We start from the raw sequence: 15,774 nt of genomic DNA on the forward strand, positions 1-15,774 counted from the left end.
AAGAAATTTTATTTAATATTTAGAATTCCATTTTTTAATTCAATTGCAATATTTCCATTAGGAATAATAGTATCTTTTGGTTTCTTTGCAAGAATTTTTGTAAGTTTTTCTTCTTTAGAGTCTCCAAAACTAATTTTATTATCATCCATATTTAAAACTGTATTGAAACCAAAAACACTCATTGTATAATTACTTTCTTTTACGTTATATAAACTTAACTCAGAATATTTTCCTTCAAAATTAAAATCAGAAAAACTTTCAATAAAATTGAATAAATGTACTTTGCTAGTAAAATCTTTAAATGAAACATTTTCTCCTATTTCTCCTATTTGAATTGTAGAAGTTTCAGTTTTAAATATAGCATCAGTAATTGATCCTATTCTTACTTTGTAAATATCTTTTATATCATAATTTCCTCCTATGATTTCTCTTGCTTGAAAAATACCACTCATCAATTTAAATGTATTTTTTTTATTGTTGATACTTTTAAATTTATAATATGTTTTAAAAGAACTTACATCAAGGTGCGTATTAACATCATAAGTAAAATCTATTCTAGAGTGAAGCGCTTTAATTTTAATTTTTACATTTTTTGGAACTTTAATTATAAAATCTTGTTTAAATTTTCGTGGTGATTTTCCATAGTTTTTACTTGGGTTCTCTAACTTAAGTTTCTTAAAATAATCATTAGAATCTCCACCTAAACTAAAGTCGATTTCTTTTACTATTGAATCTTTTGATTTGTAGAAAAATTTATTTTTCTTGATTTGTTTAAAAAAATCTCGAATATGTTCTTTGTAAATCTCTATATCAACATCTATAGAATATAACTCTCCAAGGTACATTGAGTTTTTTACATCCAACTTTATTTTGTTATTCCTTTTAGAAGATTTAGCATTAATCCCTTTAAAAACTTTATATTGAATTTCTTCTGAATCTTTATTAAAAAGAATTGAATAATCAAGATGAACTTTATGATCATTAGACTCTTCAAACACAATTGATGCATTATCAATATCAATTTCTAAGATGGTGTTTTCATCAATTTCGTAACTTTCTCTTAAGACCAATTCCTTTGTTTGTGCAAAAGAAAAATGGATACTTAATAAAAATATAATATTATAAATATATGGTTTCATTACTTGTATTTTTTTGATTTAACTCTTTAATATGCTCTTTAATATCTTTGATAACTTGCAAACGTCTTTGCAAATTATCTATTAAAGATTCTAAAACATTTATGTTATTTGGAAGCTCTTTTAATTGGGTCGTTATTTTTTTATACTCCATATCAGACTCCTTTAATTTCTCTTTATATTTTCTGATTAAAATAGTATCATTTGCTACTTCTATAAAAGCATTCCATTCTTTATCAATATTGATTAAATACTCTTTTTCTATTCCTTCAAATTGAATTTCAAATGCCGTTTTTGTGGGTGTAGAATTTGTATTCTGATAAAAATATCCACAAAAAAGTAATACTAAAATTGATGCTGCAATTTTTAAGAAATAATAAGTCTTCTTCTTATCCTTACTGTTTTTCATTCCATCTAATTTTGTTATAAAATCTTTGCGATGAAATTTTGGTAACTCCTTTTTTGGAGATTCACTTTTACTGAATAAATCTCTAATATCATGTTCCATAATTTTAAGTTTTTAGAAGGTTTCTGAGTTCCAATTTTCCTCTTCTTAATTGTGTTCTTGATGTTTTAATCGGAATTTTTAAAATATCTGATATTTCTGAATGATCGTAACCTTCCAATAAATACAATTTAACAACCAATTGATATTTAATTTTTAGATTTTCAATGGCATCAACAATTTCTTTTTTATCAATTTTTACATCAAAATTCCAATCATTATCATAATCTAAAACTTCAAAAGGATAATTATCTAAAGAAACGGTTTCTATCTTTTTCTTTTTTAATGTATCTATACAAGTATTAATAACTATTTTCTTTAACCAAGCACCAAAACTTGTTTCTATTTTATAAGATTCTAAATTTAAAAAAGCATCTTGCATAGCGTCTTTTGCTTCTTCTTCATTTTTAAGATATCTACAAGAAATAAAAAACATCGCTTCACAAAACAAGTCATAAAGCTTTATTTGAGCTTTCTGATTCCCTTTCTTGCTTTTTAAAATTAAAAGATGAAGTTCTTTAGACATTAAGTTAATTAGTTCTAATATTAAAAACGAAAAAGATAGTTAAAGGTTTCAGTTTTCTTAATTTTTATTTCTAAAAATTAAACTATCTTTAATATTTTTAGTCTAAAGTTCATGAAATCAGTACATATACAACATTTATATAACAGAGTTGGTTTTGGTATTACACCAAAAGAATTGGCGCGTTTATCAAAAAAAAGTAAAAAAAATGTGATTAATGAGCTTTTTGAAGATTCAAAAAAAACAACTTTATTATCTGTTGATGTTTCTTTTCTTAATGGTAAAAATTATCAAGATTTTAAAGACAAAGAGAAGAGGAGAGAACTACAGAAAATAAGTAGAATAAAAGTAAAAGAATTTTCTACTGCTTGGTTTACAAGATTAAATAATCCTACTGAAATTTTACGAGAGAAAATGACCTTGTTTTGGGCAAATCATTTTGTTTGCGAAAGTAAAAACATCTTATTTGTGGAGAGTTATAATAATGTGTTACGTAAAAATGCTTTGGGAAATTTTAGAGATTTTACAAAACTGGTTTCTAAAGAAGCTGCAATGCTTGGTTATTTGAATAACAAACAGAACAAGAAAAAAAGTCCGAATGAGAATTTTGCTCGCGAATTAATGGAGCTTTTTACTTTAGGACAAGATCATTATACAGAACAAGATATTAAAGAATCTGCACGCTCTTTTACAGGATATAATCATAACTTTAAAGGAGAATTTATCTTTAGAGAAAAACACCATGATGAAAAAGAAAAAACCTTTTTTGGTAAAACAGGCAATTTTAATGGTGATGATATTATAGATATTATTTTGGAACAAAAACAATGCGCCAGATTCATTTCAGAAAAAATCTATACTTATTTTGTTAATGATAACATCAAAACAAAACATATTGATGAGATGGTTGCCGTATTTTATAAAGACTATAACATCGAAAATTTAATGCGTTTTGTGTTGCTTTCTAAGTGGTTTTATGATGATGAAAATATTGGAATAAAAATAAAATCGCCCATAGAATTTTTAGTAGGTATGAATACAATTGTACCTTATAAAATTGAAAAAATGAACCAAATATTATTGGTTCAAAAGTTGTTAGGTCAAATATTATTGAGTCCGCCAAATGTTGCAGGTTGGAAAACTGGACGAAATTGGATAGACAGTAATACCATTGTTACACGTTTACGTTTGCCTTCTGTTTTATTAAACAATGCAGAAATTGCTTATTCCGAAAAAGGTGATGAAGAAACAATGATTACTAATTTTAAGGCAAGAAAGTTAAGAAAAAAAGCTTTTATAAAAGTCAATGCAGATTGGAATTCTTTTGAAGAAAATTTTAAAAAGGATTCTAATAAAGATTTGGTACACCAAATAATTACATCAAAAGTAAATAAAGGAACAGTAGAAATGTTAGAGAGAAATGAAAAGCTTTCTAAACATGATTTTGTTGTACAATTAATGAGTTTACCAGAATATCAACTTTGCTAAATTAAAAACATATGAAACGTAGAGATTTTTTAAAACAATCAACTTTTGCTTCTGGAATGTTTTTTGTGCCTCAGTTTTTAAAGGCTTTTGAGAACAACCCTAGATCAATATTTAGCAATAAAAAAGTAGTAATTATTCAGTTAAAAGGAGGTAATGATGGTTTAAACACAGTTGTACCTTTTAACAACGATATTTACTATCAACAAAGAAATAATATCGCTTTAAAACAAAACGATTTATTTAAGATTTCTGATGAGGTTGGGCTTCATAAAAGCTTAGAACCATTACAAAAATTATATGATGAAGGTTTTCTAAGTATCATAAATAATGTTGGATATCCTAATCCAAATTTATCACATTTTAGATCTACAGATATTTGGCAAACGGCTAGCGATAGTAACGAATATTTGCAAAATGGTTGGGTTGGTCGTTATTTAGATTACACTAAAGGAACCCCATTTTCTGCAATAGAAGTAGATGAAAGTTTGTCTTTAATGATGAAAGGGAAAACACAAAATGGATTGGCAATTACAGACTCTAAGATGTTTTACAATTCTATGAAAGCACCGTTTTTTAATAACGTTGTTTCTAATTATAATGATGCTCATTTAAGTGAACATAATTTGGGCTATTTGTATAACACTATGATAGATGCAAAATCGTCTGCAAAACATATTTACGAAAAAACGAAAACAAAAAGTTCTTCTGCTGAATATCCCAAAAATTTGTTTGGGAAACAACTAAAAACCATATCTCAGTTTATAAATTCAGGATTAGAAACTCAAGTTTATTATGCAGGTTTAAGTGGTTTTGATACGCATGCTAACCAAACAAATACACAAGCAAGATTATTAAAGTTATATGCAGAAAGTATGGAAGTTTTTATCGATGATTTACAAAAAAACAACACGTTTGATGATGTGTTAATTCTTACGTTTTCAGAATTTGGAAGACGTGTAAAACAAAATGAATCTAAAGGAACAGATCATGGAACTGCAAATAACGTTTTTGTGATGGGAAAAAATTTAAAAAAACAAGGTTTGTATAATAGCTTACCAAATTTAGCAAACTTAGATAAAAACGGGAATCTAAAATATGAAGTAGATTTTAGAGAAATTTATGCTACTATTTTAGACAAATGGTTAGAAGTTGATGATACTGCTATTTTAAACAAATCGTTTTCTAAATTAGGCTTTATTTAAACTTGATATTCTAAAAATAATCTGCTAAATTCGTTCGTCTTGTAATTGTATAATTAACAAGTTACTATAAAATATATTTTTAAGGCATAAATATTATTGTAAAGAACAATGATCTCACTTAATAAGACGATAGCATACACCCAAAATTGGAAACCTACTTTTTTGATTGCATTATTGTTAGGTACAGTAATTCCGGTTTTGTTAATTACCTTAGAGCCTTTTGATAATAGTAATAGTTTTTCTTATAAATATTTAATTCTTTCTGGTTATGCCGTTTGTATAATAATACCGATTTTAATATTTCACCCTATAGAAAATTACGTTTACAAAATTCAAACAAAACGATGGTTTATAATAAACGAGTGCATTTATATTATTAGCACACTCTTTGTTATATTTATTTTTTCTTTCTTTTATCACTTCCTTGTAATTAGTGGTTTAACTTCTTTTACCTATGAATTAATATGGGATTTTATAAAATCTTTTGGAGTACCTTTTACACCTATTGTAGTTCCTTTGTGGCTTTATTTGCGTTCAAAATATGGTCAAATAGAAGTTCCTGATTATGATAAATCGAGCAATAAAAAGGTTAAAAAAATTACTATTAATGGTACCAATAAATCTGAAACCTTAACCATTTTTGAATCGGATTTTATTTTTGCAAAAGCGCAACAGAATTATGTAGATATTTATTTTAATACAAATAAAGGCATGCAACAAAAAACTTTAAGAAGCACGCTATCTAATATTATAAAACAACTACCTAAAGCTTGGCAAGTGCATCGATCTTACTTGGTAAATTTAGATTATCTTAAAACTGTAGAAGGCAATGCTAGAAAACGTTTTATAAGAATTACAACAACCGAAGAGGCTATACCAATTTCTCAGGTTTACTATAAGGCGCTTAATAAAAGACTTTCAAATTCGTCCCAAGAGCTTCAAAAATAGCCCGTGTATTTCAATTTTAACCCAAAAACCTCAGGTTAATCACACTCTTTTTTTTCATTTGTTTTAATGTGTTCTATTTGCTGTGAACTTAAAAAACTAACAAATGAAAACTCTTAATTTTTTTATCACAGTAAGTTTATTACTACTTCTAACAAGTTGTTCTTCTAGTAAATATGTTAACTATTTAGATGATCATACAGAAGTTGTTAAAATGACAGATTCTCTTCAATTTAATTCACTTGATGATAGCTTCTATAATAACAAACTATTTTTAGTAGGCGAAGTTCATGAAGTTGAAACATCCCCAAGAATAGATTTCGCAATGTTTACACAACTTAACCAGAAAATACATATTGATACTTATTTAGCCGAAATGGATATTGCTCAAGGTTATTATCTTCAAGAATATATAAAAGGATCAAATGAAATTACATTGAAAGAGATATTAAAAAAATGGCCCGTTTACATAGGTAGAATATCTGAACAACATAGAAATAAATGGGTAAAAATGAGAGCCTATTATGCTCAACTTTCTCAAGACAAAAAGTTTAATCTCGTTGGAATTGATAGAATTGCAGATTTCGATTTGATTAGAAAACTATTAAAAGAAAAACTACCTGTAGCATATCATAAAGATATTGATAGTAAAAATGAGTATTTAATTTCTTGGTCTAAGAATAAACTAGATATGATTATAGAAAAAGAAAAACCTTATTTGAGTATGAATACGATCAATTTATTAAAAAATATAGCGTACAATTTAAATAATTATAAGGTTACAAGAAGTAGAGACAAATTCATGTTTCATAACTTTAAAAGGTTATACACACAAAAGAACTGGGAAAACAAAAATCTTTATAGTGGATTGGGTTTTTCACACACATTACAAGCTTATAGATATACTTTTGCTGGTCGAATTAAAAAAGATATGCAATTACCTTATTCTAATAAAATGGTTAGCTTAAATACGTTGTATGTAGATTCTAGATTAACTGTTGATAGTAAAGCGTTACCAAAGTTTATGCAAGATAAAGGCAAAGCATTTACTCGATTTAAGTATTCTCAAGATAATAGGTTATTTATGTATATTGAAGGTATAGCGGATTATAAAAAAGTTACAGAACCAAACTCGATTAGCTTACTTAAATTAGATGCGACAGATTCTCCTTATCTAAACTCGTCTAGAGGTACTAAAGTTAAAAAACTTATAACTATTTGGGATGCTTACGATATTATTGATGGCACATATACAACAGAATATGCACAATATATTTTGTTTGTTAGAAATGCAGATTGGATTAAGCCTGATGAAAATTAGCGAGAACTTACAACTTGTGTGTTTTATTGTTCAACCCCAGCCTACTTAAGAAAACTCTATCAGGTTTTCTAGGTAAGTGTTTAATTACTAAATTTAGTAATTAAACACTTACCAATAACATATCAAAAATAGTTAAAAAATCCTTCTAATGATACTTCACCTTTCTAATCACACGCATTGCTTCTTTATATTTAATGTAAGTAGTTTTATCTTCTAAATTTCTAATGTAATTTTTAACTTTTCTAAGTTGTTTAGAAACTTCTACAAAACCATGCAAATAACAAATTAAATAATTGGTTGGTAAACGTAAAACATCCTCTAATTCTACATCAGAAAGGGGTTCTTTATTTTCAATTTTTGTTACTATATCATTACATGTATTATAAATAATTGTTATAATATTTATGTCAAATTTTGGCGGAATAAATAAAAACTCTTTTACAATATCATGCTTACCATTTTCTTTAAAATTGATAATCGTTTTTTCTAAAGGATATAATTCCTCCTGTTTTTCTAAACCTAAAAAAATGTATTCTGTTACTATAAAAGAATTCTTATTATAACTAATCTGAACATCATCTAAGGCAGAAAAAAATATTTTTACTTGCTCGTTAATCAACTCTATATCTACTCTAGAAAAAAACTCTTCATTATTTAAAACCTTCTTTTCTCCTGCCCAACACAACACAAACTGTTCGTTAAAAACTTTATATTTTGGGTTATATTCTTGTTTATGATTGTTTATAAAATCGAAAACACCATCTAAAGTCATTTCAATATTATTGCTAGCATTTTTTTCTATTGCTTCAACAATAACTTTGTTTGTATTCCTTAATTCAAATTTTACATTTACAGGTATAGAATTGCTTCCCCTTCTGTAAAAAATAGTTCCTTTATCATATTTCCAAACATTTTTAATAAGTGATGTAATTTTATTATTTGGATAAATTGTAACCAAACCAATTACTTTATGCCTTTGTAAACTAGGAAAAGGAACATTTACATATTCAATTTTTGGAGGATTATTTAAGTATGCATTTACCAAATTCTGAATCTTACTATCATCAAAAAAATCGACACCAATAATTTTATTTTCTTCATCTTCTACACCAATAACTATGTAAGAATTGTTTTCTGGATTTGTGTTTGAAAGCGCACAAATATGTTTTAGAAATTTTGCTTTTCCATCTTTAGAATTTAAGGACAACTTTTGCTTTTTATCATAAAAACTATTCTCATCGTTATGAGAAAGTAGGTTTTTAATAAGAAGCCTTTTGTTAATCATTTTTTATGGCATTTCTTTTCCTTTGCTTACCTCTAACAGTTCAAACCAATCTTCTAAATCTAGCTCTATTGTTAATGCTTTATTAGCGTTTAAAATTCTTTCTTTATTTGTAGTTCCTATTACTGGAGCTATTTTTGCAGGATGTTTTAAAATCCAACTCAATAAAATAACGTCTTGTGTAACCGCATATTTTTCTGCTAAACTATAAAGAACGTTTTTTATAGCTATCGTTTGCTTAGTGTCTTCTCTAAAAACAGCTCCTAGGGGACTCCAACACATTGGTTGTATTTCTTTCTGCAACATTTGATCTAATGTTCCATCTTGCATTGCCAAATGTTGTGTTAAAGAAAACTCTATTTGGTTTACATCAACAGAAATTTTATCAGTAATTAAATCTACTTGAAATGGTGTGAAATTTGAAACTCCAAAATTATTAATTTTACCACTTTCTTTTAATACTGATATTGCTTCTGCAATTTCATTGGGTTGCATTAACGGACTTGGTCTGTGTAATAAAAAAGTATCTAAATAATCTGTTTTTAAGTTTTTTAAAGAAGCTTCTACACTAGAAATAATGTATTCTTTAGAGTAATTATAGTGCTTTACTTTATTGATTCTTTTGTCACCAACAAGTTGGATACCGCATTTAGAAATTAACTGAATCTTATCACGAGAAATTCCACTTCTTATAAACGAATTTCCAAATTCTGCTTCAGTAGAATAATCTCCGTAAATATCTGCATGATCAAAAGTTGTATTACCGTTTTCTATACAAAACTGAATCATATCAATCTGTTCTTTAATAGAAAACTGTTTACCCCACTTTCCCCAAGACATACAACCAATTATTATTTTTGATTTTGGCATATTATTCTTTATTTAAAATAGTTGGGGTTGCTTGTGCAGTTGGGTAAACTACCAAATCTTCTATATTTACGTGGTAAGGTCTTGTAATTACAAAATGAATAATATCTGCAATATCTTTTGCTTGTAAGGCTTTATAACCTGCATAAACAGATTTTGCTTTTGCTGTATCTCCTTTAAAACGAACATTTGAAAATTCTGTTTCTACGGCTCCTGGATGAATTGCAGAAACACGAATATTATATTTATTTAAATCTATCCTCATTGCTTTATTTAAAGCGTTTACAGCGTGTTTAGTTGCGCAATACACATTTCCATTAGGATAAACATCTTTACCTGCAATAGAGCCTATATTTACAATAAAACCGCTATTTCTTTCTGTCATTTTTGGAATGATTGCTTTAGAAACATACAACAAACCTTTTACATTAATATCTAGCATTGCATCCCAATCTTCTAAATTACCATCTTGTATGGCAGATAAACCATGCGCGTTACCAGCATTATTTATTAAAACATCTATTTCTTTAAAATTTTCTGGTAAAGAATTAATTGCATTTGCAACTTCTTCTTTTTTAGAAACATCAAATTGTAAAGTAGTTACTTCTGTAAGTTTACTTAATTCTACTTTAATTTCAGCTAACCTTTCTGCTCTTCTTCCACAAAGAATTAATCTGATATTATTTTTTGCAAAAATTTCTGCTGTTGCTTTTCCTATTCCTGATGTTGCGCCTGTAATAAATGCTGTTTTTATCATTTTTTTTATATTTATAATAATCGGGTAAATTTTTTATTCAATAATAAATTCTTCCTGCATTATTGTCTTTGCTTTTCAGTTTCTTTTTGTCCTTCTTTTAAAGTACCCGGAAGCATAATTAATCTTTTTCTTATACTACCTTTTTCATCTTCAAAATAAACCTTAAACCGAGAACGTGTTATACCAACTATTGCTTTTCTAAACTTTATTCTTTTAGTTTTATTTTTTTCGATGATAGAAGTTCCTGAGTTATTTAAACTTCTAAAAATCCCATAAACTAGAAATAATAATTTTATCAGTTAAAATATGGCAAAATCCTATTTTAGTTTTAAACTTTTTTTTCGAATTCTATTAATTAATTTCTATTTGAAAATGTTGGTAAATTCATCATAAATGTATTAAAACAAGTTGTCTTGTTTATTTAATATTATTAAAATTTTCTTTAAAATTATTAACAAACAAAAAACCGCCCTTTGCAGAGCGGTTTTTTTTTAATTGACTATTAAAAATAATCAATCAAAAATCAACTAACCAAACTTTATTTTAAATTTCTTCTATTCTTTACTTTTCTTTCTACTTTAGTACGTTTTCTATTGCTATTCCTTACAGTTTCTTTTGCTTCTTTTTTTGTACTCTCAGTTTTTAAATATTGTACAAAACCTCTTCCTTTAAAATCGTAAGTAGTTTGCGAACTTGTATGATATAAACTTATCCTTCCATCATTAACAACGCTTAACTCAAACTCTTCTATATCTCCACCATCATAATTTAGTGTTAAAATCTTTAAATCTTCATATCCTGCTACATCATAAACTTCGTAATCACCAACGTAGTTCCAATTAATAGATTCAATATCTGTGCCAAAATTATCTTGTGAACTATAAAAAGTTGTTATATTTTCCGGAGTAAAAGCTAAATAATTTTCATAATCAAATGTATTAGGTTCACCACCAGTTGTGCTAACCTTCTCCCATGCAATATATTCTTGTAAAAAATATTCTATGTTTTCATAAAATAATTTATCATAATCAAAAGTATTTACTTGGTAACCGATTAAATAATAACTTACGTTTTCTAGGTAATTGTATAATCTAATTTCGTTATTAGAAATTATAGTCACTTCAAAATCATTTGCTCCATCTATGTCGTGATATGTTTCTAACAAACCATTATATGTATTGTAAGTACCCACATCAATACCAAAACCGTTGCCGGTTCTACCAATATCTACAATATTGTTGTTTGCATATAATATTCCGTTTACAAAAGATAATGTAAACGCTCTAGAAACATAAGGTATATCTCCGTTACCAGAAGTTCTATGATAATCTACGTACCATAAATCGTATTCGGACACAACCTCTTCTAAGGTTTGTTGGTATTCTTCATAAGAATCATAATAAACGTTGTTACAAGAACTAAATAATGCTCCTGTAATAATAAGTGTTATAAGTAGTTTTACTGATTTCATAAGCTTTAATTTTAGTGTTACGCTTATATAATTTCAAAATGTGTGCCAAAAATAAAAACCACTTAAGTAGTAGTGGTTTTTATTTTTTGATTTAGTCTTGATAAATGTTTATTTCTTTGATTTTAAAATATGCTATTTCCTCATTAATAAAGTAACTAATGACAGCTTCATTTTCTTTTAGTTTAAAAAGAATATTTTGTGATTTAGGAATTTTGTTTTTAAGTTCTTTTTTAGGATTAACATCTAAAACAAGATCTTGTTTAATTGGCTTTTTATCAAATTCAGCAAAAATATATTCTAAACCTCCTTTTCTTTTAATCTTAATTTTAGCCTTTTTATTTCTAAGATACAGACTATCAAATTTTATTTCTTCTAAAGGAGTAAATCTAATATGAATACTACTTTCCTCTTTAACTTCACCTTTATAATAAGTCGTAGATTCAACAATAAAAGGAGCTTCCTTTTCTGTTTTAACACTAGCACATTTTAATAAAAAAAGAGCAAAAAATAGTATAATTATTTTCATTTTCATAAATTTAAAATAAAATTTTCAAATTTTGTGCCAATACATAAAAAAAGCGAACCAAATTGGTTCGCTTTATACTTTATAAAAATATTGTTACTTAATAATTATACTTTGCTAATGCCAATCTAATTATTTAAAGCTTCTGCTCCACCTACAATTTCTAAAATTTCATTAGTAATTGCTGCTTGACGTGCTTTATTATAAGTTAACAATAATTCGTCTCTTAATTCTGTTGCGTTATCTGTTGCTTTATGCATTGCAGTCATACGAGCACCATGTTCAGAAGCAAAACTATCTCTAATAGCTTTGTATAATTGAGTTTTTAAAGATTTAGGTATTAAAGCCTCAATAATTTCTTCTTTAGATGGTTCAAAAATATAATCAGAATTTACTTCTGCAGTATTTACTCCTTCAATAGGTTTAATTGGTAAAAATTGCTCTACTTGAGGAATTTGAGTTGCTGCATTTTTAAATTGATTATATAAAATTTCAATTTTATCGTAAGTTCCATCAACATATAAACTCATTAACTTTTCTGCAATTATTGCAACATTGTCAAAAGTTAAATCATCGTAAATTTCATTGTTAGTTTCAATAATATTAAACTGCTTAACTAACACATCTGCTCCTTTTTTACCGATAGCAAATAAGTCTACATCAATATTACTGTATTTTTCTTTTACAGTTTTAACCACTTCTTTTGTAATCGATGAATTAAAACCACCACATAAACCTCTATTTGAAGTTACTACAACTAATAAAACTTTAGAAACTTCTCTTTGAGTTGAATATGCTCCACCAGCATCACTATCTAAAGTTGCACTTAAATTTTGCAACAGTTCTGTTAGTTTAGATGAATAAGGGCGCATAGCCGTAATTGCATCTTGTGCTTTTTTCAACTTTGCAGCAGATACCATTTTCATGGCAGATGTAATCTGCATTGTAGATTTAATAGAGGTAATTCTATTACGTATTTCTTTTAAGTTTGCCATTCTATTGGAATTTTGAAATTCCCGCTTTCGCGGGAATGACAACTATTTTTTATTCAAAATGAGTAGAAATCTCTTTAGCCGCCGCTTCTAAAACAGCAATTGTTTCTGGTGTTAATTTGCCAGACTTTAAAGTATCTAAAGTATCTCTATGTTTTGCATTTAAGTAATCGATATAATCCTTCTCAAATTTCTTTACTTGATTTACAGGTACATCTTTTAACAAGTTCTTAGAACCTGCATAAATAATTGCAACCTGGTCTTCTACAGAAAAAGGATCGTTTTGTGCTTGTTTTAAAATTTCAACATTACGTTGTCCTTTAGAAATTACACTTAAAGTAGCAGCATCTAAATCTGAACCAAACTTAGCAAAAGCTTCTAACTCTCTAAATTGTGCTTGATCTAATTTTAAAGTACCAGATACTTTTTTCATAGATTTAATCTGAGCATTACCACCAACACGAGATACAGAAATACCTACGTTAATTGCTGGACGAACTCCAGAGTTAAATAAATCTCCATCTAAGAAAATTTGTCCATCTGTAATCGAAATTACGTTTGTTGGAATATATGCAGAAACGTCTCCTGCTTGAGTTTCAATAATTGGTAATGCAGTTAAAGAACCTCCACCTTTTACGATTCCTTTTAAAGAATCTGGTAAATCGTTCATTTCACTTGCAATTTTATCATCATTAATAACTTTTGCAGCACGTTCTAATAATCTTGAGTGTAAGTAAAATACATCACCAGGATATGCCTCACGTCCTGGAGGTCTTCTTAATAATAAAGAAATTTCACGGTAAGCAACAGCTTGTTTAGATAAATCATCATAAATAATTAAAGCTGGTCTCCCAGAATCTCTAAAGTATTCTCCAATTGCAGCTCCAGCAAATGGTGCATAAACTTGCATTGCTGCAGGATCTGATGCATTTGCAGCGACAATAGTAGTATAAGCCATTGCTCCTTTTTCTTCTAACATGTTTGCAATTGCTGCAACAGTAGAAGCTTTTTGACCAATAGCTACGTATATACAAAATACTGGTTCACCAGCATCGTAAAATTCTTTTTGGTTTAAGATGGTATCTAAAGCAACGGTAGATTTACCAGTTTGTCTATCTCCAATAATTAACTCACGTTGACCTCTACCAACAGGAATCATTGCATCAATAGATTTAATACCAGTTTGTAATGGTTCTGTTACAGGCTCTCTAAAAATAACCCCAGGAGCTCTACGCTCTAAAGGCATTTCATAGGTTGTTCCTTCAATAGGACCTTTACCATCGATTGGATTTCCTAAAGTATCTAACACACGTCCTACAACGCCTTCACCTGCTCTTAAAGAAGCAATACGTTCTGTACGTTTTACAGTAGAACCTTCTCTAATAGAAGTAGAAGCACCTAATAATACAACACCTGCATTATCTTCTTCTAAGTTTAATACGATACCTTCTAATCCGTTATCGAATTCTACTAATTCACCATATTGAACATTAGAAAGACCGTAAACACGAGCAATTCCATCTCCTACTTGCAAAACAGTTCCTACTTCGTTTAAAGTTGCTTTTGCTTCAAAATTTGTTAACTGTTGCTTTAAAATTGCTGATACTTCAGCTGGTTTAATACTTGCCATCTTATATAATTTGATGTATTATTAAATTTTTGGAATAAAATGACTGTTGTCAAATTCCTTTTTTAATTCGTTTAAATAATTAGAGATACTTGCATCGTATTGCACATCTCCCACACGTAAAATAAATCCTCCTAAAATGTCTGGATTTACTACGTTTTCTAAATTTGCTTCTTCTCCTGTTAAAGCTACAATTTTTGCTAAAATTTGTTTTTCAATATCAGCAGTTAAAGGAACAGCTGTTGTAACTTTAGCAACTTGCATATGCTTATCAAAATCATAAATAATTGCATATTGCTGTGCAATAGAATATAGCATTGCTATTCTTTTATTATCTTGTAATAAATGAAATAAGCCAAGTGTAATGTTATTTACTTTTCCTTGAAATAAAGCGTTTAAAACTTTTATTTTATCCGAAGCTTTAACAATAGGACTTGTTAACATTACTGCGAATTCATCATTTTCAGAAATAGTGTTCGCAATAAATAACATATCATCATTTACTACAGACTCTTCATTAGAGTCTTTAGCAAGGTTTAAGATTGCTTTTGCATAACGTATTGCTGCTCTTGCGTCTTTCATACTTACGTTAGTTTAAAGTAACATCTTTTAAGATTCCTTCAACTAACTTAAGTTGATCTCCTTTATTAGATAATTCTTTTTTAATTACAGATTCTGCAATACCTATTGATAATTCTGCAACATTCTTTTTTAGTTCTGCCAAAGCTGCTTGCTTTTCTTGAATAATAGAAGCTTGTGCTTTTTCTATTAAAGAAGCTGTTACTTCTTTTGCATCTTCTTTTGCTTCTGCAAGCATATTATCTCTAATATCTCTTGCTTCTTTCATCATTGCTTCTCTTTCTGCTCTTGCTTCTTTTACAAGTCTTTCATTATCTGCTTGTAAGTTTTGCATTTCTTTACGAGCATTTTCTGCTGATGCTAATGCGTCTTCGATACCAGTTTCTCTTTCTTCTAAAGAGTTTAGAATTGGTTTCCAAGCAAATTTCTTCATCAATAATAATAAAATTATTAAGATAACAATTTGCATTACAAATAACCCTGGTGAAAAATCGTTTAATAAAGTTTCCATTCTATTAACTAATTATATTGTTTTTTGTTTAATTTAAAAACACAT

The 15,774-nt window shown here is 27.8% G+C and carries 16 protein-coding genes; 4 read left to right on the forward strand and 12 right to left on the reverse strand.

Annotated elements, in window-relative coordinates; translation table 11 throughout:
• Positions 1 to 8: 8 nt before the first annotated feature.
• Genes ACJJVY_RS14260 through ACJJVY_RS14270 form a run of 3 tightly spaced genes read right to left on the reverse strand, consistent with a single transcriptional unit; the run spans position 9 to position 2,167 of the window.
• Positions 9 to 1,139 carry a hypothetical protein gene (locus tag ACJJVY_RS14260; protein WP_405610156.1) on the reverse strand — a complete coding sequence of 377 codons (1,131 nt, stop codon included), beginning with the start codon at positions 1,137 to 1,139 and terminating at the stop codon, positions 9 to 11.
• Positions 1,120 to 1,644: a hypothetical protein gene (locus tag ACJJVY_RS14265; protein WP_405610158.1), complete on the reverse strand. Its 525-nt coding sequence runs from the start codon at positions 1,642 to 1,644 to the stop codon at positions 1,120 to 1,122. The genes ACJJVY_RS14260 and ACJJVY_RS14265 overlap by 20 nt, the downstream gene beginning before the upstream one ends.
• 4 nt (positions 1,645 to 1,648) lie before the next feature.
• Positions 1,649 to 2,167 carry an RNA polymerase sigma factor gene (locus ACJJVY_RS14270; protein WP_405610160.1) on the reverse strand — a complete coding sequence of 173 codons (519 nt, stop codon included), beginning with the start codon at positions 2,165 to 2,167 and terminating at the stop codon, positions 1,649 to 1,651.
• 111 nt (positions 2,168 to 2,278) lie between these two features.
• Between ACJJVY_RS14270 and ACJJVY_RS14275 the strand changes: the two genes are divergently transcribed.
• From ACJJVY_RS14275 to ACJJVY_RS14290, 4 genes are all read left to right on the forward strand, one after another.
• Positions 2,279 to 3,652: a DUF1800 family protein gene (locus ACJJVY_RS14275; RefSeq protein ID WP_405610162.1), complete on the forward strand. Its 1,374-nt coding sequence runs from the start codon at positions 2,279 to 2,281 to the stop codon at positions 3,650 to 3,652.
• 11 nt (positions 3,653 to 3,663) lie between these two features.
• On the forward strand, positions 3,664 to 4,854 hold the full coding sequence (locus ACJJVY_RS14280; RefSeq protein WP_405610164.1) for a DUF1501 domain-containing protein: 1,191 nt from the start codon (positions 3,664 to 3,666) through the stop codon (positions 4,852 to 4,854).
• A gap of 108 nt (positions 4,855 to 4,962) precedes the next feature.
• Positions 4,963 to 5,802, forward strand: coding sequence for a LytR/AlgR family response regulator transcription factor (locus ACJJVY_RS14285; RefSeq protein WP_405610167.1), 840 nt, complete (start codon positions 4,963 to 4,965; stop codon positions 5,800 to 5,802).
• Between the two features lie 103 nt (positions 5,803 to 5,905).
• Positions 5,906 to 7,120 (forward strand): hypothetical protein, encoded by a 1,215-nt coding sequence (locus tag ACJJVY_RS14290; RefSeq protein WP_405610170.1) that lies wholly within the window; start codon positions 5,906 to 5,908, stop codon positions 7,118 to 7,120.
• 145 nt (positions 7,121 to 7,265) lie between these two features.
• Here ACJJVY_RS14290 and ACJJVY_RS14295 read toward each other — a convergent pair whose 3' ends face one another.
• The 9 genes from ACJJVY_RS14295 to ACJJVY_RS14335 form a co-directional block, all read right to left on the reverse strand.
• Positions 7,266 to 8,405, reverse strand: a complete 1,140-nt coding sequence (locus ACJJVY_RS14295) for an ATP-binding protein (RefSeq protein WP_405610173.1) — start codon at positions 8,403 to 8,405, stop codon at positions 7,266 to 7,268.
• Between the two features lie 3 nt (positions 8,406 to 8,408).
• Positions 8,409 to 9,272: an aldo/keto reductase family oxidoreductase gene (locus ACJJVY_RS14300; RefSeq protein WP_405610176.1), complete on the reverse strand. Its 864-nt coding sequence runs from the start codon at positions 9,270 to 9,272 to the stop codon at positions 8,409 to 8,411.
• A gap of 1 nt (position 9,273) precedes the next feature.
• Positions 9,274 to 10,026: an SDR family NAD(P)-dependent oxidoreductase gene (locus ACJJVY_RS14305; protein ID WP_405610179.1), complete on the reverse strand. Its 753-nt coding sequence runs from the start codon at positions 10,024 to 10,026 to the stop codon at positions 9,274 to 9,276.
• A gap of 538 nt (positions 10,027 to 10,564) precedes the next feature.
• Positions 10,565 to 11,497 (reverse strand): hypothetical protein, encoded by a 933-nt coding sequence (locus ACJJVY_RS14310; protein WP_405610182.1) that lies wholly within the window; start codon positions 11,495 to 11,497, stop codon positions 10,565 to 10,567.
• A gap of 91 nt (positions 11,498 to 11,588) precedes the next feature.
• Positions 11,589 to 12,023 (reverse strand): hypothetical protein, encoded by a 435-nt coding sequence (locus ACJJVY_RS14315; RefSeq protein ID WP_405610185.1) that lies wholly within the window; start codon positions 12,021 to 12,023, stop codon positions 11,589 to 11,591.
• A 125-nt stretch (positions 12,024 to 12,148) separates the two neighbouring features.
• Positions 12,149 to 13,015 carry an ATP synthase F1 subunit gamma gene (gene atpG / locus ACJJVY_RS14320; RefSeq protein ID WP_405610188.1) on the reverse strand — a complete coding sequence of 289 codons (867 nt, stop codon included), beginning with the start codon at positions 13,013 to 13,015 and terminating at the stop codon, positions 12,149 to 12,151.
• Positions 13,016 to 13,064: 49 nt separating this feature from the next.
• Positions 13,065 to 14,642 (reverse strand): F0F1 ATP synthase subunit alpha, encoded by a 1,578-nt coding sequence (gene atpA, locus ACJJVY_RS14325; RefSeq protein ID WP_405610191.1) that lies wholly within the window; start codon positions 14,640 to 14,642, stop codon positions 13,065 to 13,067.
• Between the two features lie 21 nt (positions 14,643 to 14,663).
• Positions 14,664 to 15,221, reverse strand: coding sequence for an ATP synthase F1 subunit delta (gene atpH, locus ACJJVY_RS14330; RefSeq protein WP_405610194.1), 558 nt, complete (start codon positions 15,219 to 15,221; stop codon positions 14,664 to 14,666).
• A gap of 7 nt (positions 15,222 to 15,228) precedes the next feature.
• Positions 15,229 to 15,729, reverse strand: a complete 501-nt coding sequence (locus ACJJVY_RS14335) for a F0F1 ATP synthase subunit B (protein ID WP_405610197.1) — start codon at positions 15,727 to 15,729, stop codon at positions 15,229 to 15,231.
• Positions 15,730 to 15,774 lie beyond the last annotated feature (45 nt).

The sequence above is a fragment of the Polaribacter sp. Asnod1-A03 genome, assembly GCF_045063585.1.
GTDB lineage: Bacteria > Bacteroidota > Bacteroidia > Flavobacteriales > Flavobacteriaceae > Polaribacter.